30 protein-coding genes are annotated in these 25,220 nt (G+C 46.5%); 5 read left to right on the top strand and 25 right to left on the bottom strand.

Going from position 1 to position 25,220, the window contains the following annotated elements:
* Window positions 1-115 precede the first annotated feature (115 nt).
* The 7 genes from paaE to AC4GL5_RS15755 form a co-directional block, all read right to left on the bottom strand.
* Window positions 116-1,213 carry a 1,2-phenylacetyl-CoA epoxidase subunit PaaE gene (gene paaE, locus AC4GL5_RS15725; protein ID WP_490383750.1) on the bottom strand — a complete coding sequence of 366 codons (1,098 nt, stop codon included), beginning with the start codon at window positions 1,211-1,213 and terminating at the stop codon, window positions 116-118.
* A 155-nt stretch (window positions 1,214-1,368) separates the two neighbouring features.
* Entirely contained in the window at window positions 1,369-1,908 is a 540-nt protein-coding gene (gene paaD / locus AC4GL5_RS15730; RefSeq protein WP_490383751.1) for a 1,2-phenylacetyl-CoA epoxidase subunit PaaD, read from the bottom strand.
* A gap of 106 nt (window positions 1,909-2,014) precedes the next feature.
* Entirely contained in the window at window positions 2,015-2,779 is a 765-nt protein-coding gene (gene paaC / locus AC4GL5_RS15735; protein WP_490383752.1) for a 1,2-phenylacetyl-CoA epoxidase subunit PaaC, read from the bottom strand.
* A gap of 59 nt (window positions 2,780-2,838) precedes the next feature.
* The gene (paaB, locus tag AC4GL5_RS15740) at window positions 2,839-3,132 is read right to left on the bottom strand and encodes a 1,2-phenylacetyl-CoA epoxidase subunit PaaB (RefSeq protein ID WP_086480967.1); all 294 of its coding nucleotides are present in this window, start codon (window positions 3,130-3,132) and stop codon (window positions 2,839-2,841) included.
* Between the two features lie 14 nt (window positions 3,133-3,146).
* Entirely contained in the window at window positions 3,147-4,088 is a 942-nt protein-coding gene (gene paaA / locus AC4GL5_RS15745; protein WP_490383753.1) for a 1,2-phenylacetyl-CoA epoxidase subunit PaaA, read from the bottom strand.
* Between the two features lie 364 nt (window positions 4,089-4,452).
* Window positions 4,453-4,677, bottom strand: coding sequence for a hypothetical protein (locus tag AC4GL5_RS15750; protein WP_490383754.1), 225 nt, complete (start codon window positions 4,675-4,677; stop codon window positions 4,453-4,455).
* A gap of 141 nt (window positions 4,678-4,818) precedes the next feature.
* Window positions 4,819-4,983: a hypothetical protein gene (locus AC4GL5_RS15755; protein ID WP_490383755.1), complete on the bottom strand. Its 165-nt coding sequence runs from the start codon at window positions 4,981-4,983 to the stop codon at window positions 4,819-4,821.
* Window positions 4,984-5,267: 284 nt separating this feature from the next.
* Between AC4GL5_RS15755 and AC4GL5_RS15760 the strand changes: the two genes are divergently transcribed.
* On the top strand, window positions 5,268-5,459 hold the full coding sequence (locus tag AC4GL5_RS15760; protein WP_490383756.1) for a hypothetical protein: 192 nt from the start codon (window positions 5,268-5,270) through the stop codon (window positions 5,457-5,459).
* A gap of 109 nt (window positions 5,460-5,568) precedes the next feature.
* On the opposite strand, the gene AC4GL5_RS15765 is transcribed toward AC4GL5_RS15760, so the two are convergent.
* Both AC4GL5_RS15765 and AC4GL5_RS15770 read right to left on the bottom strand, forming a co-directional pair.
* Entirely contained in the window at window positions 5,569-6,933 is a 1,365-nt protein-coding gene (locus AC4GL5_RS15765) for a YjiH family protein (protein WP_490383757.1), read from the bottom strand.
* Between the two features lie 268 nt (window positions 6,934-7,201).
* A complete protein-coding gene (locus AC4GL5_RS15770) occupies window positions 7,202-8,398 on the bottom strand; it encodes a flagellin N-terminal helical domain-containing protein (protein WP_490383758.1) in 1,197 nt (398 codons plus the stop codon).
* Between the two features lie 283 nt (window positions 8,399-8,681).
* Here AC4GL5_RS15770 and AC4GL5_RS15775 point away from each other — a divergent pair, with 283 nt between their 5' ends.
* The 3 genes from AC4GL5_RS15775 to AC4GL5_RS15785 are packed head-to-tail and all read left to right on the top strand — an operon-like array spanning window position 8,682 to window position 10,657.
* Window positions 8,682-9,458: a substrate-binding periplasmic protein gene (locus AC4GL5_RS15775; protein ID WP_490383759.1), complete on the top strand. Its 777-nt coding sequence runs from the start codon at window positions 8,682-8,684 to the stop codon at window positions 9,456-9,458.
* Window positions 9,459-9,480: 22 nt separating this feature from the next.
* Complete coding sequence (locus tag AC4GL5_RS15780) at window positions 9,481-10,122, top strand: FecR family protein (protein WP_490383760.1); 642 nt, start codon at window positions 9,481-9,483, stop codon at window positions 10,120-10,122.
* A gap of 37 nt (window positions 10,123-10,159) precedes the next feature.
* Entirely contained in the window at window positions 10,160-10,657 is a 498-nt protein-coding gene (locus AC4GL5_RS15785) for a M48 metallopeptidase family protein (RefSeq protein WP_490383761.1), read from the top strand.
* A gap of 116 nt (window positions 10,658-10,773) precedes the next feature.
* Here the strand turns inward: AC4GL5_RS15785 and AC4GL5_RS15790 are convergent, their stop codons facing one another.
* From AC4GL5_RS15790 to AC4GL5_RS15805, 4 genes are all read right to left on the bottom strand, one after another.
* Complete coding sequence (locus AC4GL5_RS15790; RefSeq protein ID WP_490383762.1) at window positions 10,774-11,808, bottom strand: methionine synthase; 1,035 nt, start codon at window positions 11,806-11,808, stop codon at window positions 10,774-10,776.
* Window positions 11,809-11,842: 34 nt separating this feature from the next.
* Window positions 11,843-12,826, bottom strand: a complete 984-nt coding sequence (locus AC4GL5_RS15795) for a DUF1852 domain-containing protein (RefSeq protein WP_490383763.1) — start codon at window positions 12,824-12,826, stop codon at window positions 11,843-11,845.
* A 476-nt stretch (window positions 12,827-13,302) separates the two neighbouring features.
* A complete protein-coding gene (gene aguB / locus AC4GL5_RS15800) occupies window positions 13,303-14,166 on the bottom strand; it encodes an N-carbamoylputrescine amidase (protein WP_490383764.1) in 864 nt (287 codons plus the stop codon).
* Between the two features lie 131 nt (window positions 14,167-14,297).
* Entirely contained in the window at window positions 14,298-15,383 is a 1,086-nt protein-coding gene (locus AC4GL5_RS15805) for a polyamine ABC transporter substrate-binding protein (protein ID WP_490383765.1), read from the bottom strand.
* Between the two features lie 296 nt (window positions 15,384-15,679).
* On the opposite strand from AC4GL5_RS15805, the gene AC4GL5_RS15810 reads away from it, so the two are divergent.
* A complete protein-coding gene (locus AC4GL5_RS15810) occupies window positions 15,680-16,504 on the top strand; it encodes a helix-turn-helix transcriptional regulator (RefSeq protein ID WP_490383766.1) in 825 nt (274 codons plus the stop codon).
* A gap of 309 nt (window positions 16,505-16,813) precedes the next feature.
* On the opposite strand, the gene AC4GL5_RS15815 is transcribed toward AC4GL5_RS15810, so the two are convergent.
* From AC4GL5_RS15815 to AC4GL5_RS15870, 12 genes are all read right to left on the bottom strand, one after another.
* Complete coding sequence (locus AC4GL5_RS15815; RefSeq protein ID WP_490383767.1) at window positions 16,814-17,299, bottom strand: DUF4411 family protein; 486 nt, start codon at window positions 17,297-17,299, stop codon at window positions 16,814-16,816.
* An 8-nt stretch (window positions 17,300-17,307) separates the two neighbouring features.
* A complete protein-coding gene (locus AC4GL5_RS15820; RefSeq protein WP_490383768.1) occupies window positions 17,308-18,447 on the bottom strand; it encodes an ImmA/IrrE family metallo-endopeptidase in 1,140 nt (379 codons plus the stop codon).
* 691 nt (window positions 18,448-19,138) lie between these two features.
* Window positions 19,139-19,576: a DUF2787 family protein gene (locus AC4GL5_RS15825; RefSeq protein WP_490383769.1), complete on the bottom strand. Its 438-nt coding sequence runs from the start codon at window positions 19,574-19,576 to the stop codon at window positions 19,139-19,141.
* A 59-nt stretch (window positions 19,577-19,635) separates the two neighbouring features.
* A complete protein-coding gene (locus AC4GL5_RS15830) occupies window positions 19,636-20,112 on the bottom strand; it encodes a DUF2787 family protein (RefSeq protein WP_490383770.1) in 477 nt (158 codons plus the stop codon).
* 68 nt (window positions 20,113-20,180) lie between these two features.
* A complete protein-coding gene (locus tag AC4GL5_RS15835) occupies window positions 20,181-20,759 on the bottom strand; it encodes a hypothetical protein (protein WP_490383771.1) in 579 nt (192 codons plus the stop codon).
* Between the two features lie 65 nt (window positions 20,760-20,824).
* Entirely contained in the window at window positions 20,825-21,133 is a 309-nt protein-coding gene (locus tag AC4GL5_RS15840; protein ID WP_490383772.1) for a YkvA family protein, read from the bottom strand.
* Window positions 21,126-21,485, bottom strand: a complete 360-nt coding sequence (locus AC4GL5_RS15845) for a hypothetical protein (RefSeq protein ID WP_490383773.1) — start codon at window positions 21,483-21,485, stop codon at window positions 21,126-21,128. The genes AC4GL5_RS15840 and AC4GL5_RS15845 overlap by 8 nt, the downstream gene beginning before the upstream one ends.
* 77 nt (window positions 21,486-21,562) lie before the next feature.
* Complete coding sequence (locus AC4GL5_RS15850) at window positions 21,563-21,910, bottom strand: tyrosine-type recombinase/integrase (RefSeq protein WP_490383774.1); 348 nt, start codon at window positions 21,908-21,910, stop codon at window positions 21,563-21,565.
* Window positions 21,898-22,446: an Arm DNA-binding domain-containing protein gene (locus AC4GL5_RS15855; RefSeq protein ID WP_490383775.1), complete on the bottom strand. Its 549-nt coding sequence runs from the start codon at window positions 22,444-22,446 to the stop codon at window positions 21,898-21,900. Before AC4GL5_RS15855 ends, AC4GL5_RS15850 begins: the two co-directional genes overlap by 13 nt.
* Before the next feature lie 277 nt (window positions 22,447-22,723).
* Entirely contained in the window at window positions 22,724-23,638 is a 915-nt protein-coding gene (locus tag AC4GL5_RS15860) for an NAD-dependent epimerase/dehydratase family protein (protein ID WP_490383776.1), read from the bottom strand.
* Window positions 23,639-23,665: 27 nt separating this feature from the next.
* Window positions 23,666-24,286: a DapH/DapD/GlmU-related protein gene (locus tag AC4GL5_RS15865; protein WP_490383777.1), complete on the bottom strand. Its 621-nt coding sequence runs from the start codon at window positions 24,284-24,286 to the stop codon at window positions 23,666-23,668.
* Window positions 24,264-25,034 (bottom strand): alpha/beta hydrolase, encoded by a 771-nt coding sequence (locus tag AC4GL5_RS15870; RefSeq protein ID WP_490383778.1) that lies wholly within the window; start codon window positions 25,032-25,034, stop codon window positions 24,264-24,266. Before AC4GL5_RS15870 ends, AC4GL5_RS15865 begins: the two co-directional genes overlap by 23 nt.
* Window positions 25,035-25,220 lie beyond the last annotated feature (186 nt).

Raw genomic sequence — 25,220 nt, forward strand, 5'->3', positions numbered from 1 at the left:
CACATTTCTCCAGTTTAGGATAGAAAATGTGTCAACCTTATTCAGGACGGGACAGGCGCATAAAAAAAGCCCTGACAGGCATCAGGGCTTTTAAAGTGAGCAAACGTCGTGGTGATTAACGCTGGTCGAAATCCAGTACCACTTCGTCAGAGATCGGGTGCGCCTGACAGCTCAGAACGTAACCGGCATCGATCTCATGCTGTTCCAGGCCGTGAGAGATATCCATCTCCACTTCACCCTTGGTCAGCTTACATTTACAGGTGGAGCAAACACCGCCTTTACAGGAGTAAGGCAGGTCCATACCGACTTCCATACCCGCATCCAGAATGTTCTGGCCAACGGTTGCCAGATCAAACATCACAGAACGGCCATCAGCAATAACTGTCACCTTGGAAGTTTTGTTTTCGCCATACTGTTCAACACGGGCGTGTGCTTTTGCCAGAGTCGCTTCTGCGTCAGCTGAGGAGCTGGCGAACAGTTCGTAGTGAATCTGGTCGTCGCTCAGACCTTCCATACGGAAGCCACGGGAAACTTCAGTCATCATGGCTTCAGGGCCACAGATGAAGGCTTCGTCGGTGCTCTTAATATCGATCAGACCGGCTTTCTGCAGGGCATAGCCTTTCTTGTTGTCGATACGACCGTTCAGCAGGTCGGCACCCTGATCTTCATAATCCATGACGTTGATCCACTGGAAGCGGCTCATGTAACGGTTTTTGATGAAGTTCAGCTCATCTTTGAACATCACGGTGTTGCTGCGCTGGTTACCATAGATCAGGGTAACTCTGCTGTTCGGCTCGATATCCAGCACGGATTTCATGATGGAGATCATCGGTGTAATACCGGAACCTGCCGCGATGCACATGTAGTTCTTGGCGTTGTCAGCCTTCAGCTCGGAGTAGAAGCTACCCTGAGGTGGCATGACTTCAACGTCCATGCCAGGCTTGAACTCGTCGTTGGCATAGTTCGAGAAACGACCGCCATCAACACGCTTGATACCCACACGCATGTGGCCATCTGTTACGCCGGAGCAGATGGAGTAAGAACGACGAACGTCTTCACCATTGATCATGGCGCGCAGAGTCAGGAACTGACCCTGAATGAAATTAAACTTCTCTTTCAGTTCCGCAGGAACATCGAAGGTTACACAGATCGCGGTGTCCGTTTCCGGCTGCACATCCGCGATTTTCAGTGTGTAAAACTGGGTGTCAGACATGATGTCACCTATATCCTGTTGGCAGACCCGATGAGAGTCTCGCCGGAACCGGCACCGGTAATGCAACATCCGGAGCGGGTTCTCTGATTATTTTTGTAGGTCCAATTTGCTGTGCTGCTTTTGACGGTCAGATCTTTTGAAGCCGATTTTTGTCTTCAAATTTTCTTAAAGTAATCAAAAGGCTCGTTGCAGTCGTTGCACTGGAACAGGGCTTTACAGGCGGTAGAGCCAAACTCGCTGATCCGGCGGGTGTTACGTGAACTGCAGTGCGGACAAAGCGCATGGGCATTCGGTGTTAAACCGTCTTCGTCCAGCTCAGCATCTTCCGGCGGCGCGATACCGTAGTCGCGCAATTTACGGCGACCTTCCTGAGTCATCCATTCAGAGCTCCAGGCGGGTGCCAGTTTGGTTTTGATCTGAACATCAGCAAAACCGGCATCGTTCAGTGCCTGGGTGATATCCTCGGCCATGGCGTTCATCGCCGGGCAGCCGGAGTAGGTTGGCGTGATGGTCACGACAATCTGTTCTCCGTTGCGCTCGATCTCACGCAGCACGCCCAGATCCCAGAGGCTCAGGGCCGGTACTTCCGGGTCCTTTACGGCATCCAGCAGATCCCAAAGGTTTTTCACCGCTTCATCATTGCGCAGTTGCAGGCGTTCGTATTGCTCAACCGGCATTAATGGGATTTCTGTCATGGTTCGATTACCTCAAACGGGCTGATGAAGCGACCTGTTGGCCGTTCATCAGCGACTCAGTTATCAGCTTCCGTTCTAACACGCTAATGTCACAGGTTGGTGGTGCTTACCACTTACAACCCGGGAACGAGCGGTGAACGATCTGCATCTCGGTCAGCATGTGACCCAGATTTTCGGTGTGATAACCGATACGTCCGCCACGAACCGCCCACTCTTCGGTAGGAAGGGTCAGGGTCGCTTCCGTCAGAATCTCGGTAACCTTAGCCAGCCACGCATCACGCAGCTTGGATACGTCAACGCCGATACCTTCGTCAGCCAGCAGCTGCTCAGTTTCGTCCATATCGAACAGCTCATGGGTGTAGCCCCACAGAGCATCAACCGCTTTCTGAGTGCGCTTGTGGCTCTCTTCGGTGCCGTCACCCAGACGCAGAACCCAATCACGGCTGCGACGCAGGTGATATTTGGTCTCTTTGATCGCTTTAGCGGCAATCGCAGACAGGGTTTCGTCTTTGGATTTCAGCAGCTCAGGCAGCAGATAGGTGTAGTACACATCGGCAAACAGCTGACGAACCTGCGAGTAAGCGAAGTCACCTTTCGGCATCTCCATCAGCAGCAGGTTGCGGTATTCACGGTCGTTACGCATGTAGGCGAAATCGTCTTCGTCACGACCATCGTTCGCCAGTTCAGCGGCATAGGTGTAGAACATGCGCGCACGACCGATGTAGTCGAGGGATACGTTACCGTAGGCGATATCTTCTTCCAGGAAAGGACCGTAGCTGATCCACTCTGAAATGCGGTGACCCAGTACCACTGAGTCGTCACCCAGACGGGTGGCGTATTCAAGCGTTGCCGCTTTAATTGCTTCACTCATTATTCTTTCTCCGAACCTTTTTCCACGTTTCTTTCACGCATTGACGCTTAAAAGCGTGATTACATGTTGTTAACAGGGTCAGGCAGAACGTAATAAGTGGCATGACGGTATGGCTTGTCATCGTTAGGATCGTAGAAGCTATCCGCATCGTCTTCCTGAGAAGCACAGATGTCAGAAGACTTAACAACCCAGATGCTGACGCCTTCGCTACGACGGGTGTAGCAATCGCGTGCATATTCCAGAGCTTGCTCATGATCTTCAGCGTGCAGGCTACCAACATGTTTGTGGTCAAGACCACGTTTGGAGCGGATGAATACTTCGAATAATTCAAGTTTTTCAGTAATAACAGACATGTTCGTTCTCCCCTTTACGCTGCGTGCTGAGCTTTTTTAGCTCTTTTCTTTTCGTTATATGCAGTGATGGCATCACGTACCCACTCACCTTCGTCGTGAGCGGCAATATGGTGTTCAACGCGCTGACGGTTACAGTGACCGTTACCGTTGATCACGCTCCAGAACTCATCCCAGTTCAGATCAGAGCTGTCGTAGTGGCCGCGTTCTTCGTTCCACTTGATCGCTTTGTCCGGGTGCTCAAGACCCAGAACTTCAATCTGCTTAACGGTCTGGTCAACAAACTTCTGGCGCAGGTCGTCGTTGGTTTCACGCTTGATCTTCCACTCCATCGATTTCTGGGAGTGAGCAGACTCAGAGTCGTGAGGACCGAACATCATCAGTGCAGGCCAGTAGAAACGGTTCAGTGCGTCCTGAGCCATTGCTTTCTGTTCCGGAGAACCTTTCGCCAGAGACAGCATGGCTTCGTAGCCCTGACGCTGGTGGAAAGACTCTTCCTTACAGATGCGAATCATGCCGCGGGAATAAGGACCGTAAGAGGTACGTTGCAGTGATACCTGGTTTACGATCGCAGCACCATCAACCAGCCAGCCGATAGCGGCAACGTCTGCCCAGGTCAGTACCGGGTAGTTGAAGATGGAGGAGTATTTTGCTTTACCGCTCTGCAGCTGCTCGATCATCTCAGAACGTGAGATGCCCAGCGTTTCTGCAGCGCTGTACAGGTACAGGCCGTGACCCGCTTCGTCCTGTACTTTAGAAATCAGTACCGCTTTGCGACGCAGTGATGGCGCGCGGGTAATGTAGTTGCCTTCCGGTTGCATACCGATCACTTCAGAGTGCGCGTGCTGCGAAATCTGACGAATCAGGTTTTTACGGTATTGCTCCGGCATCCAGTCTTTTGGCTCGATCTTTTCTTCCGCTTCGATCTTACGCATGAAATTTTGTTCTTCGGGCGTCATATCTATGCTCTCCGATCTTTTTATTATCTGCCAAGCCGTGTAACTGATTTGACTCAGTGGTAGACACTTTTTGTATCAACTTTACGTTTCAACAACTTAGGTCTGTTGTGCAGGCAGGTTGCAGCAAATCAGAACGCATTCAGCTTTATGTTGAATACGTGCCTATTTGAATAATAGGTAATGTGCTCATTGCACATTACCTTTTCGTATTCCAGATTCTGCATTATATGACACGTTTTTTAAAAAGCAAAACATCAAAGTGTATCGCTTTTGTTTTTGTCGGGAGAGCATGGTTTACCCCAGCCATAAGACAGGAAAAATTTTGATAACGATAAAAAAGGGAGCCTTCAGGCTCCCAGTATGTTCAGAAAGATATATTTAAAGCTGCGGCAGGACCGTGAAGTATGGTTTGATGTCCGGAAAGGGCGATATCGTTAGGATCTGCCTCGTCGGCAAAAAACTCGGCGGGATTAATATTGAAGAAGGTGTTTGCTCTGATGTGGTAGCCAATATTAAATGCCGCAGAAAACATGGGAGCCTTATGCCCCCAGAACCAGCCCAGTTCATAGGTACCTGAGTTGCCCCACATAAACCAGCTGCTTTCAACGCCGCGTTATGCTCTATGCGATTCGATACCAATGAATGAGGGACGCGCCTGTAAGAACAATAGACGTTAGCAACTAAGAATTTTTAATATGAGCCATAGAGAAAGAGGTGTAAACGTTTATAACTATTTTGAGCGGATTTTTAGACCGCGTGCCATTTGCTGCATGTTGTTCTTCATTTTGCTACGGCGGCTTTCCAGGCGCTGCTGAATTTCTTCCATAACCGATGTCAGTTCATCGCAGAGATCTGTCGTACGCTTAAGGCGGTTATTCAGGCTGTTGTGTGACATGGTAGATGTCCTTTCTGATCAGGCACGGATTTGTAGGGTTAATCCACTAAAAAACTGCGGGCATTCTAGGGCTGTGTTTTTTCGGGGTCTGTAGACTTTTCCATGAAAAATGTAAGTGAATGAAATGTTGTAAGCCCTGATCGCTTCCACGGGAAAAGAATGAGGCTGAATCCTTCTCTGTGTAACCAGATGTATCGCTGTGTCAGAAATTGTTTCATTTTCCCGATGGCAGGCTGGGCTATATAAGTTATATTCTTAATGCATCTAGTAATAGGGACAGAGCTATGAAGGATCAGAGAAAAGATAAAGAAGAGCGGGATAAAAGACACATAAAGCGCAAGGCAGAGGATGCTCCGAGTGCTGTACCCTGTGGAGTTTGTCTGACACAGGGGGCGCCTTGTCCGGCGATGACGCAACAGCTGTTTTCGGGTAAGGCGGAAGGTTTTGAGTGCCAGTTAATGCAGCATAGCTTTTGAGCTTCTAATTCTGAGTTCAGGTGATGGGCTACGGGAGTTTCCTGCCAGCATGCCTGTAAGTCAGGCAAACCAGCAGGAGATAGGGCTCTGTTCAGGTCAATGCTGACGCTCAGAACACCAGATGGGCAACACCGGCGATCACAGGCAGTGTGATCAGGGTGCGCAGAATAAAGATGACAAACAGCTCAAAGATATTGACCGGAATCTTGCTGCCCAGAATCAAGGCACCCACCTCAGACAGATAGATCAGCTGAGTGATCGACACTGCGGCAATAACAAAGCGGGTCATTTCGCTTTCAATGGAAGCGGCCATGATGGATGGGATAAACATATCGGCAAAACCCACTACTAGGGTTTCTGATGCCTTAACGGCCTCAGGAATCTGCAGCATTTCCAGTAAAGGTACATAAGGCGCACCCAGTATGCTGAAAATCGAAGTGTTTTCGGCGATCACCAGTGCCAGCGTACCGACCGCCATTACAACCGGCAGCACACAGAACACCATCTCCGCAGCGTTCTTGCTGCCATCAAGCAACACCGCTTTAAAGCCACGGCTGCTTTCCGCCCGGGCAATCGCCTGCTGAATACCGATTGAGAACAGTTCCTTCAGGGGCTTTTTCGCCAATTCGCAGGTTTCTGCCTCGGTACCATCGTCATATTGATTGGTCTTCCAGCGCAGGGGCGGCAGGCGGGGGATAATCAGCGCTGCGACAAAACCGGCCAGAGAAACGGCCAGGTAGAAAGGGATAAACAGGTGTTCCAGTTTTACCTGAGCGATCACCACTAAGGCAAAGCTGATGGATACCGCTGAGAAGGTTGTCGCGATAACGGCAGCTTCACGCTTGGTGTACATCTTCTGTTCATACTGCTGACTGGTCAGCATGACACCGACCGTACCATCGCCGAGCCAAGAGGTGGTGCAGTCGATAGCGGAGCGACCTGGCAGGTTAAACAGTGGGCGCATGATTTTGCTCATCAGGGTGCCGGTCAGTTCCAGCAGACCAAAATCCAGAAGTAATGGCAGTAAAAGGCCTGCAAAAAGGAAGACCGCCAGCAGCGTTGGCATCAGCTCTTTCAGCACGAGCGCACCTGTGTTCTCGTGCCAGATGATAGCGGGGCCCACTTCATTGATGGTCATAATGACAAATATTGCACCCAGTACCCGCATGGCCAACCAGGGATAGCTGGTCAGAAAGAGTACCTTCATTAGGCCGTGATTGTGCAAAGGCTTAAAGAATGTGGTCACCACAGAAAGAGCGGCTGCGATACAGATCAGACCTGTAACAACCAGAGAAGCGTTATCGCCCAACAGACTTTTGAACATGCCTGCCAGAACCGCAACAGGAATCGTCACGCCTCCATCGTAGGCGACCGGTGTCATAAAGAGCAGCAAGCCCAGAAGAGATGGCAGAATGAACTTCCACATGCCGTGGTTTGTTTTGGTCGCGTCCACTGTTACAGCGTCGTTTGACATACGCGTTACCCTCATCGTTATTGTTTTTCCGAAACCAAGTCCGGATTATTTAAGGAGGGGGAGTATATTAGTCTTGCTCTAGGCAATATCAATTTATCAGCTGGTAATGTAGGTAATAATTGCTAAAACAGGTCGCTTTTTTGAAAAAAATGACTAACAGCGATGTTTGTATAGGCGGAATGATCGGTTTTCTCGTCAGTCTGAGAATATCCGGGGGAGGCTGGAACAAAAGTTGGCGGGCTAAAAGAGTTGAGAATCAGAGTAAGCCTTACCGCAATAGCGATAAGGCAATGTTGGGTAGCTGGTTGGCCTGAGAAAGAACGGTTGATGAGGCCTGTTGAATAATCTGGTTACGGGTCAGCTCAGCGGTTTCGTAGGCAAAGTCCGTATCGGTAATCTGTGCTTTAGAGGCTGCTACGTTCATCGCAGCCGTGTTATTGCTGCGGATCAGAGAGGTGATACCATTTTGCTCCGCGCCCAACTTCGCACGTTGTCGGCCAATTTGGCTCAGCATGCCGGACATGGATTCCAGCAAGGTATCGGTAGCGAAGCCCTGTAGACTCTTTATCTCATCACCGGTAAAGCCTCGGGAGACAATACTGGCTTCATTGAGATCCCCCGTGGGAAGTAATGTAGCCCAGTCAAGACTGGCATTATCGAGAAAAGCGGCACCTACAGAGTTATAGGGAAGCTCAGTTGTTAGGATTTTGGTAAAGTTCTCGACATTAAACTGTACGGTATTAACGGCTTTTTCACCCAGATTTTTCACCGCGCTGATGCCGGCGTTTGCCCCAAAGAGCTCTAAAACTGCATTGTCTACCGTTGAAGCGTTGCCTGTGCCGATATAAGCTGCAACAACCTTTCCCAGTGTGCCGTAATTATCCAGATTCGTATTGCTCATGGCAGAGAATACCTGATTACCAACACCTTCATTTTCGAGCATTTTTCCGAAAAGAGCAGAAAGTGTGGCATTGCCCGTTGTGACAGTGTTTTGTTCCCCGGAGTTAGCCCCGGTTTGGATCTGGAATCCGGATGTCGGTGAGTCACTGTTCAAAAGTTTGATTTCGCCAAAGGCGGTGCGCTCTGCTATTTCATCATTGGTATTCAGCAGCTCGCCAAACTCCTGCCCCAGAGAGCCCCGGTCATCTGAAGAAAGAGTACGGTTACCACCCTGAACGGCCAGCTGTCGGATGCGTTGAAAGTTATTGGTGATCTCACCCATTGCGCCTTCAGCAATCTGAGCGAGTGAAATAGCATCGTTTGCATTTCGGGTGGCCTGATTCAGGCCGGTAATTTGGGTTTCCAGACGGTTGGAGATCTGAAGCCCGGCGGCATTGTCTTTGGCACTGTTAATCCTGTTGCCAGAGGATAGCTTTTCGTATGAGCTGTTGATACGCGAAACAACGTCAGATAGATGTTTCTGGCCTTTCAAGGAGGATATGTTGGTGTTTACAAACAGGGCCATAGTTCATCCTGAGATAATTATCCGTGAAATGAAACGTGAGGATTCCTTCCACACTGGTGACATGTTAGCTCTTTTATCGGCTTCTCAGCTGCAAACTTAAAAAATACATGGGATTGTGGATAAGTTTCTGGTGATGGTATGAATTTTTCGTATTTTCTCCGTGAGATGCGATCTGTTTCCGACAAATTTTGCTTCAATTTCTTATACTCTCTTAAGTGGCTTTTGAGGTGAGAAGGTTATGGTGTTGTGCTTTCGTTTTGTGTGCTTTCTGGGTTTGATGGGAATGGGTTTATCTTCTGCATACGCAAGTGATACTGATAGCCCTTCAGAGATGACTTTTTGTTATGAAAACCAGAATTATCTGCCTTTCATCAAACACTCTCCTGAACAGGGCGTTGTAGAAGGTAAAGTTGTGGAAGGTAAAAATGGCGCGCTTCCGGATCTGGTGATCAAAGCAACGCAAAAGCTGGGCATTCGGGCTGTATTTGTCAGAAAGCCCTGGAAACGTTGTATTGTGTTACTCAGGGCAGGTGAGGTCGATGGTATTTTTGCTGCGATCTGGCAACCGGATAGAGACAAGTGGGGCGTCTTTCCAAAAGCCGCGAATCACCCGGATATCCGCTACAGAATCTGGCAGGTGAATTATAGTATCTACTCTCATCGCAACTCCGGATTAACCTGGGATGGAAGCACTTTTAGCGGAGTTTTAAACGGAATTTCAGCACCTTTGGGATATGTTGCCGAAGGAAAGCTCAGGCAATTAGGCGTGAAAAGTCGTTCCAGCTATCTGCCTTCTCAGGGGTTGCGGCTGGTGGCTAAAAATCGATTGGATGCCTACGTGCTGGAAAGCACCATCGGCGACTATCTGGTTAGTTCTGAGGGACTCGGAACGTTAGTTCGGTCTTTGCCTGCACCTTTATTCTCTGCGGACTGGTACCTACCTTTGTCTCATCAGTTAGTTAAGAAATATCCCGATATCTCTGTGCGTTTTTGGAAAGCTTTGGCGGATGCCCGTCAAACACATGGAGAGGCACTTAAAAAACAATATCAACTGAACTAGTTTTTCAAGGGAGTATGGGTTCATGAAGCGTTTTAGTTTTGTTTCAGTCGTGACATCTTTTTGGTTTGCACTTGTATCTGTCTCCGTTATGGCTGACAACGACAGAAATGTGGTTGGATATGTCAGTCTTTTACAGGGCAAAGTCGAGCTTGTCAGACGTGGTGAAATAGTCACTTTGAAGGAAGATACTCTGCTGGAGGAAGGTGATCGCCTGACAACCGGGAAAGGAGGGATACGTATTCGCTTGAGGGATAACACCCGCATCACGCTTGCTAAGAATACCCAGTTTGAGATCGATCGCTATCGTTACAGCGCTGAAGAAAAAGAGGCTGAGGCACGCTTTAAACTGGTGTCAGGGGCCTTTCGGGCGGTAACCGGTGCTATCGGTCATTTGCCTGAGCCTTCTTTCGAAGTGGAAACCTCTGTTGCCACGATGGGAATCCGGGGTACAGACTTCTGGGGGGGCTTTATCTTCAGTGGGGATCTTGATGTGGCGATGTTTACGGGCAAAGGCGTTTACGTTCGGAACACGGATGGCATCCAAGAGATTCGCCTTCCGGGTGAAGGTGTAACGGTTGTTTCGGGCCAATCACCTTCCGAGGTGAAGCAGTGGCCTCAATGGAAGCTTCAGCAAGCTATTGATGCAACAAAGCTGTCGCCATAATCCGATTTGATTGCTGGAGCGTTAGGTTTAAACGTCTATGAAATATCTGTCGGGTTACCCGGATCATATTCGGCAACAGGTTCGTCAGCTGGTTGAGCAGGGTAAACTCAAACAATACCTGCTGAAGCGTTACCCGTTCAGCCATGACTTCAGCAATAACGACCAGCTCTATCGTTTTGGTCAGGAGCTAAAGCAGCGGTATATGAAGAAAGCGCCGCCGCTGAAAAAGATCGTTTTTGACCCTAAAGTTAGTGTGATGCATCACGCCCTTGGGTTGAACGCTCATATCACCCGAGCTCATGGCGGTAAACTGAAAGCCAGTCATGAGATTCGTATCGACCCCTGCTTTAAGCGTTGCCCGGAAGCATTTCTACGGATGATTCTGGTACACGAGCTGGCGCATCTCAAAGAACGGGATCACAACAAGGGCTTTTATCAGCTTTGCCAGCACATGGAGCCGGATTATTTTCAGCTGGAGTTGGATCTCCGGCTCATGCTGACCTGGCAGGACGCTGAACAGAAAGTGCTGTATTAAGGCAGGCTGTTTAATCGGGTTAAAAACAGGATTGCAGCTAAACAAAGAGAGCCCTGATGTGGGCTCTCTTTGTTTACAAGGTGGGCTTGCTAAACTCAGATCCGTTGAGTGGATGGCTATTTGCCGGCAGCCAGCTCTTTGCGGATAATTTCCGCGCCGTCGCTCAGCGCTTTGAGTTTTCCTCTTGCGACTTGTCTGGATAATGGGGCCATACCGCAGTTTGTGCAGGGATAAAGCTTGTCTGCATCAACGAACTGCAGTGCTTTTCGCAATGTATCGGCAACCTCTTCAGCTGTTTCTATTCGGTTGGTCGCGACATCAATGGCTCCAACCATCACTTTCTTGCCGCGGATCAGTTCCAGCAGCTCAATCGGAACGTGCGAGTTCTGACATTCCAGTGAGATAATATCAATGTTGGATTGCTGCAGCTTTGGGAAGACCTCTTCATACTGGCGCCACTCTGAGCCCAGTGTTTTCTTCCAGTCCGTGTTAGCCTTAATGCCGTAGCCGTAACAGATGTGAACTACTGTTTCGCACTTCAGTCCTTCAATAGCCCTTTCCAGGCAGGCGATTCCCCATGCGTTCACTTCGTCAAAGAAGACATTAAAAGCGGGCTCGTCAAACTGGATAATATCCACACCGGCTGCTTCCAGCTCTTTCGCTTCCTGATTCAGAATCTTGGCAAACTCCCAGGCCAGCTTTTCCCGGCTTTTGTAATGATCATCGTAGAGTGTATCAATCATTGTCATTGGGCCGGGCAGAGCCCACTTGATCGGCTTGTCGGTCTGTTGGCGGAGAAACGCTGCATCGTCAACAAAAACGGGCTTCTGACGAGCCACCGGGCCCACAACCGTTGGCACGCTTGCATCGTAGCGATCACGGATCCTGACCGTTTTGCGGTTTTCAAAATCGACGCCGCTGAGGTGCTCAATGAAGGTTGTGACGAAGTGCTGCCGTGTTTGTTCGCCATCGCTGACAATATCGATACCGGCCAGCTGCTGCTCTTGCAGGGCCACACGAAGTGCATCTTCTTTGCCTTCGGTGAGCGTTTCATTCTGCAGTTTCCAGGGGGACCAGAGTTTTTCTGGCTCTGCAAGCCAAGAGGGTTTAGGCAGGCTGCCCGCAGTGGATGTCGGTAATAGTTGTTTCATAGCTGATTTTATCTCTTAATTATATTTTTTGGCATTAAAGGGCGTATTGATTTGCCCATGACTCAAGCAGGGCACCATAGGGCTTGATAAAGCTTTCTTCAGTGAATCGGCCTTGCTTAATGGCCAGTTGGCCCCGCTCTTCACGGTCATAAACGATTTGGGTTAATGAGTGGTCCCTGTTTTTCAGGTTAGGCTTGTAGCGTTGACCTGCTGCGGCATTCGCGTTGTAAATTTCCGGGCGATAGATTTTCTGGAATGTTTCCATGGTGCTGATAGTGCCGATCAGTTCAAGGTTGCTGTAATCATTCAGCAGGTCGCCAAAGAAATAGAAAGCGAGGGGGGCCACACTCTTTGGCGGCATAAAGTAGCGAACTTCCATGCCCATTTTCTTAAAATACTGTTCGGTTAAAGAGGACTCGTTTGGTTCATATTCAAAACCCAGTACCGGATGCTGATTGTCAGTACGGTAGTAGGTTTTGCTATCGGAGACACTCAGGCAGATAACCGGTGGTTTTTCGAATTGAGCTTTGTACGCGTCTGAGCGGATAAAGTTCTGGAAAAGCTTGCCGTGCAAATTGCCGAAATTGTCAGGGACAGAAAACTCATTTCGCCCCTTATTGTGATCCTGCAGTAAAACGCTGAAATCATAATCCCGTACGTATGATGAGAAGTTGTTGCCCACCAGACCTTCAATACGTTTGCCGGCTTTATGATCGACAATGTTGGTTTTTAACACCTCAATAGCCGGGAATGCTTTCTCGGACTTCGGATGGTTGATATCCATATCAACAGAAACAATCTCCAGTTCCACTGAGAAGCGGTTCCCTTCCGGGTTATCCCAGTCTGCCAGCGCATTAAAGCGATTATTAATCATCTCGAGGGCATTGCTCAGGTTTTGTCTGCGGCTTTCACCCCGAGCCAAATTGGCAAAATTTGTGGTTAAACGTGTGCTCTCCGAAGGGTGGTAATTCTCGTCGAAAGCAATTCTGTTAATGTTAAATTTGAATGTGCTGTTCATCTCAGTCTGGTATCCGAATGCGTTGAAAGACGGTCTGAATATTGGGTTTTGTCCGGAGCGGCCGATGCTCTTATCAGACGCCTTCAGTCAGGCTTTTTGGGTTGCTGCTTCGCATCTTTTGATCGCTAGGGGCAGAGGCAAAGTTGAATTAAGTTGATAACAGGTGCATTTATACTGAGATTTATTAATGAAAAAAAATGGTAATAATTCATTAATCTATGAAAATATCTTATGAATTGGCGATGGCTTGGGGCGGATTATCGTGAGTATCCAGGTAGGTAAGAGGGCTAAAGCAATACCGTAGCGGTGTGTATTGGTACTAAAAGAGGTTGGATCGCTCAGGAGATTCCTAACCTGGCAGCCTTCTGGCTAAAACTGAAAAAGCTCACATCGCTGTGAGCTTTTTGTTTTTCAATAAGTGCTAAGAAACCTCTTCATCGCTATAGCGGGAATCGGTCTCAGGGTTTTGTCTGTTTCTATGCACCGAGTTTTAACAGAGAGCTGTAATGGTGGGGGCACCGGTCTCTGAATACTCCCCAACCGTCTCTGTCGGAAGCAACCTGGTCTAAATCAAATGTTGCTGTTACCACTGATTGGCTTTCCTGATCAGCATCGGCAACGATTTCACCAAATTGGTCAGCAATAAAAGATGAACCATAGAACCTGATCGGTGTGTTGCCCTCATGTTCCTGACCGATCCGATTGGATGCGATAACAGGAACCAGATTGGCAGCACTATGACCTTTCATCGCATTTCGCCAGTGTAGGCGGCTGCTATAGTCAGGGTTGGAAGGTTCACTGCCAATGGCGGTTGGATAAAAAATGAGTTCTGCCCCCATTAAGGCCATCGCCCGTGCACTTTCAGGGAACCATTGATCCCAGCAGATACCGCAGCCAATGCGCCCGAATTTGGTTTGGTGCACCATAAAGCCAGTATCACCGGGTGAGAAATAATACTTTTCCTCATAGCCTGGGTTTTGCGGAATATGGGTTTTACGATAGGTTTTACCGAGATAGCCATCAGCATCTGCGATAACCAGGGAGTTAAAACGGGTATTGCCGGAGCGTTCAAAAAAGGAAATAGGTAACACGACCCCCAGTTCGCGGGCGAGTTTGGAGAAGTGCTGAACAACCCGGCTTTCTTCAACGGTACGGGCTAATGCGATAAACTTTTCATCTTGTTCTGCGCAAAAATAGGGGGTCTCAAACAGTTCCTGGAGCAATATTATATTGGCCCCTTCGGCAGCCGCTTTGCGGACCAGTTGCTCGCCACGTGAAATATTGTCATCAATATCCCAGCTACAGCTCATCTGAGTTGCAGCAACGGTTACATTTCTCATCGTTTTCTCCGAATGAACTGAACGGGATGCTGTATCGTCTTAATTCAGCAGAGCCCGACAGCGTGTTTCTTATTGTTCGTTCATGCTTACTGTTCTGTGCAGTGACAGCAGTGCGTTCAGGTTAAAAAAGTTTATCTGAGTTTAATATTGGTCCATGCACGGGTGAGTTTTCGGTCAAATTTAGCGCTGTGTGCTTTTTGTGAAAACAGAGTCTTTTTGACCTCGTCTGATGGGTAGATGCCCTTGTTGGTCCGTATTGATTCATCCAATAAGCTATCAACCTTGTTGTTGGGAACCGCATACATGACGAAGTTTGAAATTGCGGCTGCATTTTCTGGCTTAAGAAGATAATCAATAAACTGATAGGCCTCGTCTTTATTCTTGGCGTCGGCTGGAATGGCTAAAAGATCAAACCAGGCAATGGTCCCTTCTTTCGGTATTGAATATTCTAAGGTCATATCTTTGCCAGCTTCGTCAGCGCGTTTCTGTGCCCGCAGCATGTCGCCGTTATAGCCGATAGCCAGACAGAGGTTGCCGTTTACCAGATCATTAACCAGTGCACCGGTATTGAAGTGGCGAATATTGTCTCGGTTCTTTTTCATCAGATCCGTAGCTTGTTTAAGATCTGCTTTGCTTTCACTGTTGGGATCCAGCCCGAGGTAGTTCAGTGCAATCGCAATGATTTCAGACGGTGAATCGATAACACCGATGCCACAATCTTTCAGTTTTGCCGACACTTCAGGATCAAACAGTAAGTCCAGCGAGGCGAAGTCACGGTCACCGAGACGCTCTTTGAGCATATCGATGTTATAAGCCAGACCAACCGTTCCCCAGGCATAGGGAACGCTGTGCATATTTCCCGGATCATGTACGGTGACGGTTTTGAGCAAGGTCTTATCAAGATTGGAATAATTGGAAAGCTTGTCTTTGTCTAATTGCGAGTGAATGCCCGCTTTGATTTGGCGCTCAAGGAAAGCACCAGAGGGCACCACCAGGTCAAAACCTGAATGGCCGGCCATCAACTTGGCTTCAAGGATTTCGTTAGTGTCATACACATCGTAATTGACCTTAATCCCCGTCTCTTTGGAGAAGTTTTCTATAATTTCTGGCTTGATGTAATCCCACCAGTTATAAATATTTAACACTTTATCTTCAGCCAAAGCTGATGTTGAGGCTAAAGCTAATACCCCTGTGAGAAACCGTTTTTTTATACTCATTTTTTTCTCCAACCGTCAGAATGCCCGCAATATCCGGCTCAGGGAGACCGCTGGCACATTGGCTGCTAACGCCCTGAACGCACCAAAAAATAAGGTGTTCTTCAGCCGGAAAGCGTTATCCGGGCTATTAATCCTGAGATTATTTTTATTTAATGGTGTTTGAATAATTACCGTGTTTTGTCAATTAAAAAGACTAGGAGCATCGGCTTATTCCCGGAATCACCCTATAGGGGTATGCGCTTACATTTTTGCAAGAACGCTTTGCAGGTCTGAAGGACAGACATCAGAGGTTATGAATGGGAGACGAACTCAAATATCTGCAAGAGACTTTTGAATATGCTGCTGGGGCCGTAGATTCTATTGGAACTGATGCTCTGCCGAAAATGCTGGCAAGGATCTGTGAGAACTTGTCGGCCTACGACAGCCTGATTATTTACGCCTTTGTTAAAGACGAGATTCCCCGACTGTTGTTTGATGATCTGTCGGAATGGCACCAGAAAAAGAAAGTCTCTCAGTATTTTGAAGGGGCTTATCTATTAGATCCCTTTTACGACCTGTACCGGCAAAGGGTACGGGATGGCCTGTATCATTTAGCGTCCATTGCACCGGCAGATTTTATCGAAAGTGAGTATTTCAATACCTTCTACAAAGAGACGCGTCTGATCGACGAAGTTTCTATCATAGTGAATATCAGACCTGATACTCAGTTGCACCTGTCATTAGGATTGCGCGATTGCAAAAGAACCCTGACTCCGGAAGATATCAGCCGACTTGAGGTTGTAACTCCTTTACTGATTGCCCTGACCCGCAGCCACTGGCCGGATGTGTCGGGAGAAACCAGCCAAGTCGGAGCGCATATGGAAAATGCGTTTAATCAGTTTGGCTCATCCAGATTAAGCGAGCGTGAAAGTGAAATCGCACGACTGGTTCTTATGGGGCACTCCAGTAAGTCGATGGCTCGTTTGCTCAATATCAGCCCGGAAACCGTGAAAGTGTACCGTAAAAAAGTGCATCAGAAATTGGAGATTAGCTCTCAGGGAGAGCTGTTTTCTATCTTTCTGGAGGGGCTTAAAAAGATGCCGGTGGGCCAGCATGGAGATCCACTAAATTTTATTCGTTAGGTTGCATTTATCTTAACGGGAATAGCGTCTGGTCTGTATGGGGCTTGTCTGAAGAGGCAGAGTGTTTCTGATCCAAAAACAACAAAAGCCCACATTGCTGTGAGCTTTTGCTGAAAGAATAAGTGGTACCGGTGGTCGGACTCGAACCGCCACGCCGTGAGGCAACGGATTTTGAATCCTTGGGAAGATAGTGGTTAACGTTGGTAGCTCTTTGAATATACTGGTATTACTACTTTTTAGCCTTGGTTGGTGCAGTAGAGTTTTGGTGGCTGTTGGATCACCTGATTAGCTAAAATCCGCATAATTCATTCAGATTCCTGCAGATAGAACAAACTTCGCTTTTAGTTTTCTCAAAAAGCTGAAGGTGTCTATGCATGGAACTCCGAATTGATTGCAAATATTAGGAACTTTGACTTTCTTGGTTTGAGGAGTGAGTAATGCCTCATGAGTAACAACTGTTGCACCAATAGTTTTTGCTTTAGCAATAATCCAAGGATCGGCCTTGGCGAGAAAATCATCCCTGTTCTTTTGGTTATAATCTCCAGCCATCACAAACTGAAGAATATTCATAAACTCAGCTTGGGTAGCCAGATCATCATTTTCTATAAAGTGCTGCGAGCGGTCTTTGGCCCACTGCGCAAGCTCATCGTTTCCGTCCTTCAGTTCTCGGCCAATCATGTTCACACTACCAACAATACCAGCCTCACATTGCTGATCTAACCACTCCCAATATGCGGGACAGATATCCATACCGTAGTACTGGTTTTTTGCCTGAATATAAGTATTTGCATCCAACAAATATCTCAAATGCCTAGCTCCTCAGCAAAATTAGCGATGTTTCCTGGCTTCATCCCACCTAATAACTGACCAGCTTCGCGTAAGAGGAGCTGTCCAGCCATAGCTTGACTGACAACCGCTTTTGAGAAGAGCTGGCTAATTTGAGATTTTTTTGTTTTGTAATATGTGGGCCCGCCGTTGCCAGACTGCTTTTTATACCTAGCTTTTTCTTCTGCAATAAAGCTTGCATACTCATCACTGTGGATATAGCTGAGAGTTAATGCTCTGCGAGCTAGAACCCATCGGCTAACATGGAAGTGCCCTTCCAAAATCACTAAATTTTCAGTCCAGTCATCAACAGCATGTGACCACAGATTACTGAACTCAGCTTCAGGGACCAGAAACTCTGCCGCGACACCATTGCAGAGTACTTCTTCTTTCCTGCGAGTAGATGGGCTACCGTCAGAAATACCGGACTGCCCAATCCAGATGTGGCATAGCTCGTGTATCAATGTAAAAAGCCTAGCTCCTGGGGAGTCGGCATGGTTAACAAAAATAATTGGAGCTAGTTCATCTACAATTGCGAAACCTCTGAACTCTTCCACTTTTAACGGTCTGGTATGGTGTCCAAGATCTGCTTGGCGCATAACTAGAATCCCATTCTCTTCTATACGCTTTACTAAATCACGATAGTAATCTTCCCATGACCCTCTATCAGGATGTGCTCCGACAGAAAGTTTACTTCTCATATCAGAAACGATCTTCATAACACTATCTTGAACAGAAAAGCGCCCTACAACCTGGCATGGGGCAGAGAAATGTTGCCTGAGATACTCCTTGTACCACTCTTGCCTTTGCAACATTAGTTTTGTCACTTCAATCAACTCTGGACTTGCTTTATCAAGTGCCCGGCTTTCGACGGTGCGTAAATCCGGTATTGGCAGTTCTTCGATAGGTGGTTTATCCAGAAAGAGGTAGCCAAAGGGAATATGAGCTTTGTTGGCATACGTCATAGCCTGATTAAATGTAATCTCTTTTGCACCAGACTCCCACCCTACAAGCTTTTCCTCTGTAACCTGGCACTTCCTAGCGAACTCAGATACAGAGAAGCCTGAACGCTCACGCGCCCAAATCAGCATTTCTGTATTAATATTTGCTATAGCCATTTTGGGGAACCTTAAGGTACAAATGAAATTTCAACATAGCTAACAGTCTACCAGTGGTTATGTTTAGCCGAAAAACAATTTGTCGTATTTTGGCGATCTAAAACATTTAGGATTGCCGTTGTGCAGGAGAAGCTGACATCATGATTATTAGATTTGGGTGCATATTGGTAAATTTTTTAGGAAGATGTCATACCACTACATCCTCTGTGCTATCCAAATCCTAATGACACAGAGGAACTTTAAAAACTCGCTTACCCCCTATTCGCAGTTGCTGCACTGCATTCGCAGCACAGCACCTGCAGCCTTCCCATACGCTGCGCTCAGCCACCCGCTTACAGGGCGACGTGGCCGCTTGCTTCTGGGGCTGTCCGCTGGATGAGTAGGGTAATGGGAGAGAGGATTATCTGTAATCGGAAGCATAAAAAAACTGACATAGACCGATAACTATACCCCAACGGGCTTATGTCAACGTTTTCACATCGTCCCGGCCATCCGGTTCAGCCCCCAATAGTACTTTTTTAGCCCAAACCTCCAGCCTCAGACTCAAAGGATCTCAAATCCCTCCAGCTGAAAACCCAGACCACTGCAGGGCAAGGTATCGCTTCATCATAAGCCTCAGTTCATCGGGAAAAAAAAGAAAGAACGAGGAGCAGTGTCGTACTGCTCCTGTTCATTTCCTGTCGGTTTCCGGTCACTGGGTCAGCGTGGCTACAACGGTGAACACTTCCATTTCGTAATAGCTGATGAAGTTGGCCTCAAATAGAAAATACAGTTCTGAGGCTTCCTCCAGATCCATCTCAGGCAGATAATGGGTCTGGCAGCGTTCAAGGGCAAACTCAAAATCCAAATCCTTCGCCAGCTCAACATCCCAACCTTGCCCAACGTAGGAAAAGTCTGTGATGTAGTCGAGATACCACTGGTGTTCCTGATAGGTCAGCTTGATCTCAACGGGATGATAGCCACCGGATTCTGCTGAATAATCAGGATCGCGGAAGTTCAGCGTGATGCAGTCGTTATTGGTCACAGCCTTTGCATTCGCCAGTATCGGAGTCATGTGGAATACCAAAATATCCACAAGCTTCGGATTAACAGGCACAGCAAGACCTTCTGCCATAATCAGAATGCTCATAATAAAACGTCCGGAAAAGTGAGTGGGCTATCGGGCGGGTAGCGGAATGGTATGAAGGGTTAGCGTTTTTGAAGGCGCTTTTGCAGCTCCATTTCAGAAAACGAAGTAAAGGTGGCCTTAACGTCGTAGGCCTCAAATTCATAACTCTTGATAAAGGTGGTTTCAAAAAGCTGGTACAGCTCTTCTGCATCAGCAAGGCTTTCAGGCATTAGGTGACGTCTCTGGCAACGTTCCAAGCTAAAGTCAAAATCGACATTGGGCGTCAACTCCAGAAATCTGCCATGCCGCGCGTATGACAATTCAGTAATGTAATCAAAATGCCAGTGAAACTCCTGATAGGTCAGATTGATTTTAATAGGGCGGTAAGCGAGACGATCCATCGGATAATTAGGATTGCGAAAGTGCAGCATAACGCTGTCTTTTTCGTTCAGCGTTTTTACACCGGCAAGTGCTTTAGGCAGGTGCGACGCCAAAATTTCCACAAGTTTCGGATGAATAGGCACAGCAAGGCCTTCTGCCATAATCAGAGTGGTCATAATAAAAACTCCTAAGTTGTGTGAAGTCTGCGGGGTTAGTAGCAGCGAGGTATAACGGGGAAGATGCGTTAAGAGAGGGCTAACAACTTCTCAGCCTGTGCATCAAAGTTAGCTACCAAACGATGAAGGAAGATACCTTCTGGTGAGGGTTCGATCAAAGCCACACCTTTTGACCGTAGAATACCGGCCATAAAGCTGGTGTTATTACTGCTCTTGCCGACGATCACTGCCTTAAGAATGGTGCTGCTGAAGTGATTGCTCTTATGCTTCCCCAGCAGTTCGATAATGTCTGTCAGCGCCACCCACTCACGGCTATGCAGACCACCACCCTCATTGCTATCAATACGAACGTAAAGCTGCTCATCGTCATCCTTACGGGCAATCTGATAGAAGATCAGGCCTGAAGCCTTAGGGCTGATCTTTTCGGCCTCGCCTTTCTCTACAAGAATGGTGTAACCCGCATCGGGATCAGGTTTAGGTTCAGTAGCCGCTTCAGTGGTAGTGTCATCGGTTGATGTGTTTGTTGATTGTTCGGCATTAGCTTCTTCCGCTAATGCCTGTTCCAGTGTGACCTCCTCAGAGATCTCAGTCTTATCACTATTGGCTTTTTGTGCATTTTGGGCGGTGGTATTACGTTTCTGTGCCATTTCGGTCACTCCTTAAAGGGATCTATAAAACAAAAGTAAAATGATGATGGGAGTGGTGTAGTGGGTTAGAGCCTATTCAGAATCTCTCTGGCCCGGTCGTGATGGTGGGATTCGATATAGGCTTTAATCGTGCCTAAGGCCGCCAGGAGTACGGCAACATCATCGCCATAACCCGCACCGGGGATAAAATCAGGCACCGCATCGGCAGGGTTAATCAGATAGACCAGAGCCGCGACAATAGCGGCTTTAACCCACTTCGGTGTGTCCTCATCTTCAAAGACGGCATATAACAATGCTGCTTTCTCAGTGACGGTTTTCATACCGGGGATTGAACGCAGTTTGCTTATCAGACCGCCAAAGGTTAAATCATGCATGGTTTAGTTCCTTAATCAGTGGGCTATTACGGTGAATTAACAGATAGATACCACCACCGGCATCATTGGTAATACTCAGAATCAGCTGATAGTCATTGGCTAAAGCATCATCCGTTTCCGGGTATTGAAGGGCGAAGCGGATCTGTTCGACTACGCGATCACTGAACGCTTCCAGCACCTCGGTAGTGTCATCAGGATCAATCACAATCAGTGCCGTACCCAGTTGCCGCCATAAGGCCTTAGCCTCGTTTTCGGTATCAAAGGGTTCGGTGATTAAGTTCATCATCTCCTGCACGGTATTCTTCGGCAGTTCAAAATCAGTGGCTTCAGGCCAACGGTTAATCAGTCGCATGGCATTTTCTCCAGACGTAAAAAAGCCCGATTACCGCAAAGGCAATCGGGCTGGTTCATACAAAAACGATAAAGGGATTAGTCAGAAAACAGTTTGGATACCTGTTCACTGGTCTGCTGTAAGGACTTCGGGGTGAGTTTGGCGTAGCGCTCGGAACTCTGAATAGACTGGTGTGCGAGTTGGGCTTTAACGGCACTTAATGGCAAACCGGCAGACACCATATTACTGGCAGTGGTATGCCGGAGTGTGTGCAGGCAGATGTCCTCCAGATCAGTAATACCTGCCGCTAACAGGATCTGATTAAAGCCGGTACGGAAGTTCGATAGTGGTTTACCTGCTAATCGGCCCGGAAACAGATAAGGATTACCGGGTTTAGCCGGAACCGAATCCAGTACCTCCAGCATCTTATCAGTCAGATAAACCAACCTGCCTTGCTTATTTTTAGTCTGACTGGCGGGGATGGTGAGTACCCGGTTACAGGTGGCCGGTGACAGTGGTTTTCTACCCTTACTACCGTGATATCGGTTAATCGCTGTTGGCCTAAGGTCGGTTCAATCAGGGTGCGGAAACGCTGACTATCCTGTTTCCAGGTGCGATTACGGGTTTGGATCAGTGGCAGGTGGGTATCCCAGAAGAACTCACTCAGCGTAGGCTGTGACTTGATCTCTTCACGGGCTTCTAACGGGTCGATGCCTTCAGCAATCTGAGCCAGATGTTTACGGGCCACTTTACGGGCAGTCGATACATCAATATCAGGAAAGCGACCTAAGGCAATACTGCGGCGTTTACCTGAGCTATTACGGTATCTAAGCAACCAGCGTTTATTGCCGGATTTGCCGACCAGACACTTTAGTCCCATCACATCAGTATCCGAGACTTCAAGATCAGTGCCACGGGCATCAGGTGGGTTAGATGGCAGGGAACGGATTTTATCGTTGGTGAAACGGAAGCGTTTTTCCATATTACTCCTCCAATATCAAAGCGTTATCGAATAAGTAATATATGTTTAATTTTATTTTTTGTTCGGAGATTTAAGCGTTCACATAAATGCTCCTCTTTAGCAGATGGCTTTATTCTTCAGTTTTAGGCCAAAAATATCGAATTTTTATGTGTAAGTGTGTATTTATTTGCTTAAAAAAGGGGCTATTTGTTTCTATTTGAGGGAGTGTTTTTTAAAGCCTAGAGGATAGTTGTTTCTAATCTCAAAGAGCTAATAATGTAACCTGTTAGCTGTTAAATTATTTGTTGATCATTTCATTTAAAGCAATTGGCAAGGGGTGTCGCAAGTCTTGATCAAACTCTTTTAATAGTTTTATTTTGCTGCCTAAGGAGAGTCTAATATCTCCTTGTTTTCTTTGTTTGTATGTGATATCTACTTTGTAGCCGAATGTTTCAAAAATAATATGTGCTAGATCTTTTATCGTATATGGGGTTGCTGAACATATATTGATTACAGGTGCATTTGTACTTGTTATTGGCATGGCTTTTGTTAAGTAGTGGGTTACATCTTTAATATAAATAAAGTCACGTACTTGATTTCCATCTCCATAAATAGTGATACTCTCTTTGTTTTTTACCTTTTCTATGAACTGAGAGATCACTCCGCTATGAGATGAGGTAGGGTTTTGTCCCGGCCCATATACATTAAATAATCGGCAGCCTAATGTTGGCACTTTGTGTATAAGACCTGCAACTTTTGCCTGTAGCTCACACCCTAGCTTATCAACTCCATATGCAGTTAATGGATTGCACTTAGTATCTTCAAATAAGATTGATTCTTCACTTTCACCATAAACGGCGGCAGAAGACGCATAGACTATGGGTATGGGGGAAGCTAGCTGGGCGCTGGCCTCAAAAATAGATACAGTACCAGCTTGATTAATAAGATGTGTATCTCGCCAATGATTTATAGAGCGATCAATTGAAGCAACTGCAGCTAAGTGGAAACAACCATCAACTTCACTTATTAACTTATTTAGCAGTTCTTTGTCATTAATATCTCCAATATATAGCTTGGCTAACGGGTTTGTGGTTGATTTTCTTCCTGAGGATAAATTATCAAGAATAATTATGTTATGACCTTGGTTGATTAATTTGTCACACAGATGTGTTCCAATAAAGCCGCATCCACCCGTTACCAAGTACTTCGCCATAAATTGTTTTTCTCCTATTGCTGTCTACTATATAGTGTCTGTCTGCTTAAAAAATAAAGGTGCATCGCCTTTGATTTCAGCTGGAGCGCCCATATATAGTTTGCCTTCTTTGGTACTAAAAGCAATGATGCTACCAGCCGCTATATAAGACCTTTCTTTAAGGGTTATAGGTCCTATTATCTGGGAGCTTCTACCAACAAAAACATAGCTTTCTATAGTTGGCGCAATTTCATTAATATCTGGAATTACATCAACAAATCTATGAATTAGATCTCCTTGGATGACACAGCTATTTCCTATAATGGAATCATTGCATACAAAGCCTGAGATAAAGGTTTTTTTTCCAATGCTGACTCGCTCATATACTCTTGCTCCATACTCAATGACACTATCAATACCTATTGTGGTGTTTTCTCCAATATAACTCATGTGGTCCACTCTATTGTTGCCACATAACTCTGCACCCCTACATATTATACTTCCTCCTAGTATTTTGCAGTTATTGCCAATTATAGTTTTTTTAATGGTATTGCTTTTCAATTGATAGCTGTTTTCTCCTATTATACAGTTTGGTCCAATATACACGTTGTCACCAATGACTACATCATCATAAATAACAGCCGAATCATGGATAAATACGTTTTTCATTTAAATAGTCAACCATATCTGTAAACAGTTCTTCTTTTACTTCTTCCAGGCCATGCCCTGCATTAGCGTAAAACTTATGGCTTATATCTTCTTTGTTTAATCTTTTTATAAAGCCAAATGAATCATGTATAGATACGATTTCATCATTTTCTCCATGGTATAATTTAATCGGTAGTTCGTCAGGCCAGTCCATTTCATCTATCTTAAAGTTAAATAAGTCGATTACTAGCTGAGGGCCTATATTGAACTCCTTGCTACCAATTTTTATTGGCATCGATTTAAGTATTGAATCTACTTCTGGGTTAGGAAAAAAGCTTTTTGCCCAAGGTGTATTTGGATTTATAAATGTGTTGTTATAGCTGGTTACAGGGTTTAAGAAAATTACTTTTTTTAGATTTCGGGGGACGTAGTTTGCAAAAAGAACTAATGTTATACTGGCTGCAAAGCTAGCGGATATTAAATAAATATTATCAGTCCCCTCAAAGTTTTTCAGTACTGAATATAGGTCTATCACTTCTCCAGAGACTGACATATCTCTACTATTGATCTCGGAATCACCATGCCCTCTGTAATCAAACCTGTAAGATGAGTACCCTGAGGCTTTCAACTCTTCAGCAAGATCCGAATAAAGCCCTCCTTCATTTTTTTCAGATGTAATACCATGGCTTAAAATAACGATGCCTTTGCTGTTGTCGGCTTCCAAAAATATTCCAGGTATATTATGTCCGTCTATTGTCTTGATAATCACTTCTATTTCCTACCTTGTCAAAAAATCAACTACGTGTACATTGGCGACTTCATTTTCAAACATCTTTGTTTCAAAAATAACGATGAAATCTCTATTCGTGAGATGATTTATTAACCCTCTACTTTTTATAAACCTTAGCGGCCAATTCTGAGTGCAACACCTAATCCAATATAGGATAAGGTATTG

This window comes from Oceanospirillum sp. (assembly GCF_982874595.1).

Bases quoted from the DNA above. Each gene is read 5' to 3' on its own strand.
- AC4GL5_RS15790 (WP_490383762.1), bottom strand. From the start codon at position 11,808: ATGAAACAACTATTACCGACATCCACTGCGGGCAGCCTGCCTAAACCC.
- AC4GL5_RS15775 (WP_490383759.1), top strand. From the start codon at position 8,682: ATGGGTTTATCTTCTGCATACGCAAGTGATACTGATAGCCCTTCAGAG.
- AC4GL5_RS15840 (WP_490383772.1), bottom strand. From the start codon at position 21,133: ATGCATGATTTAACCTTTGGCGGTCTGATAAGCAAACTGCGTTCAATC.
- AC4GL5_RS15805 (WP_490383765.1), bottom strand. From the start codon at position 15,383: ATGAGTATAAAAAAACGGTTTCTCACAGGGGTATTAGCTTTAGCCTCA.
- aguB (WP_490383764.1), bottom strand. From the start codon at position 14,166: ATGAGAAATGTAACCGTTGCTGCAACTCAGATGAGCTGTAGCTGGGAT.
- AC4GL5_RS15830 (WP_490383770.1), bottom strand. From the start codon at position 20,112: ATGACCACTCTGATTATGGCAGAAGGCCTTGCTGTGCCTATTCATCCG.
- AC4GL5_RS15860 (WP_490383776.1), bottom strand. From the start codon at position 23,638: ATGGCGAAGTACTTGGTAACGGGTGGATGCGGCTTTATTGGAACACAT.
- AC4GL5_RS15825 (WP_490383769.1), bottom strand. From the start codon at position 19,576: ATGAGCATTCTGATTATGGCAGAAGGTCTTGCTGTGCCTGTTAATCCG.
- AC4GL5_RS15835 (WP_490383771.1), bottom strand. From the start codon at position 20,759: ATGGCACAGAAACGTAATACCACCGCCCAAAATGCACAAAAAGCCAAT.
- AC4GL5_RS15755 (WP_490383755.1), bottom strand. From the start codon at position 4,983: ATGTCACACAACAGCCTGAATAACCGCCTTAAGCGTACGACAGATCTC.
- AC4GL5_RS15780 (WP_490383760.1), top strand. From the start codon at position 9,481: ATGAAGCGTTTTAGTTTTGTTTCAGTCGTGACATCTTTTTGGTTTGCA.
- AC4GL5_RS15855 (WP_490383775.1), bottom strand. From the start codon at position 22,446: ATGGAAAAACGCTTCCGTTTCACCAACGATAAAATCCGTTCCCTGCCA.
- AC4GL5_RS15760 (WP_490383756.1), top strand. From the start codon at position 5,268: ATGAAGGATCAGAGAAAAGATAAAGAAGAGCGGGATAAAAGACACATA.
- AC4GL5_RS15785 (WP_490383761.1), top strand. From the start codon at position 10,160: ATGAAATATCTGTCGGGTTACCCGGATCATATTCGGCAACAGGTTCGT.
- AC4GL5_RS15865 (WP_490383777.1), bottom strand. From the start codon at position 24,286: ATGAAAAACGTATTTATCCATGATTCGGCTGTTATTTATGATGATGTA.
- paaB (WP_086480967.1), bottom strand. From the start codon at position 3,132: ATGTCTGTTATTACTGAAAAACTTGAATTATTCGAAGTATTCATCCGC.
- AC4GL5_RS15750 (WP_490383754.1), bottom strand. From the start codon at position 4,677: ATGTGGGGCAACTCAGGTACCTATGAACTGGGCTGGTTCTGGGGGCAT.
- paaC (WP_490383752.1), bottom strand. From the start codon at position 2,779: ATGAGTGAAGCAATTAAAGCGGCAACGCTTGAATACGCCACCCGTCTG.
- AC4GL5_RS15845 (WP_490383773.1), bottom strand. From the start codon at position 21,485: ATGCGACTGATTAACCGTTGGCCTGAAGCCACTGATTTTGAACTGCCG.
- AC4GL5_RS15770 (WP_490383758.1), bottom strand. From the start codon at position 8,398: ATGGCCCTGTTTGTAAACACCAACATATCCTCCTTGAAAGGCCAGAAA.
- paaA (WP_490383753.1), bottom strand. From the start codon at position 4,088: ATGACGCCCGAAGAACAAAATTTCATGCGTAAGATCGAAGCGGAAGAA.
- AC4GL5_RS15765 (WP_490383757.1), bottom strand. From the start codon at position 6,933: ATGTCAAACGACGCTGTAACAGTGGACGCGACCAAAACAAACCACGGC.
- AC4GL5_RS15795 (WP_490383763.1), bottom strand. From the start codon at position 12,826: ATGAACAGCACATTCAAATTTAACATTAACAGAATTGCTTTCGACGAG.
- AC4GL5_RS15820 (WP_490383768.1), bottom strand. From the start codon at position 18,447: ATGGCTATAGCAAATATTAATACAGAAATGCTGATTTGGGCGCGTGAG.
- paaD (WP_490383751.1), bottom strand. From the start codon at position 1,908: ATGACAGAAATCCCATTAATGCCGGTTGAGCAATACGAACGCCTGCAA.
- paaE (WP_490383750.1), bottom strand. From the start codon at position 1,213: ATGTCTGACACCCAGTTTTACACACTGAAAATCGCGGATGTGCAGCCG.
- AC4GL5_RS15810 (WP_490383766.1), top strand. From the start codon at position 15,680: ATGGGAGACGAACTCAAATATCTGCAAGAGACTTTTGAATATGCTGCT.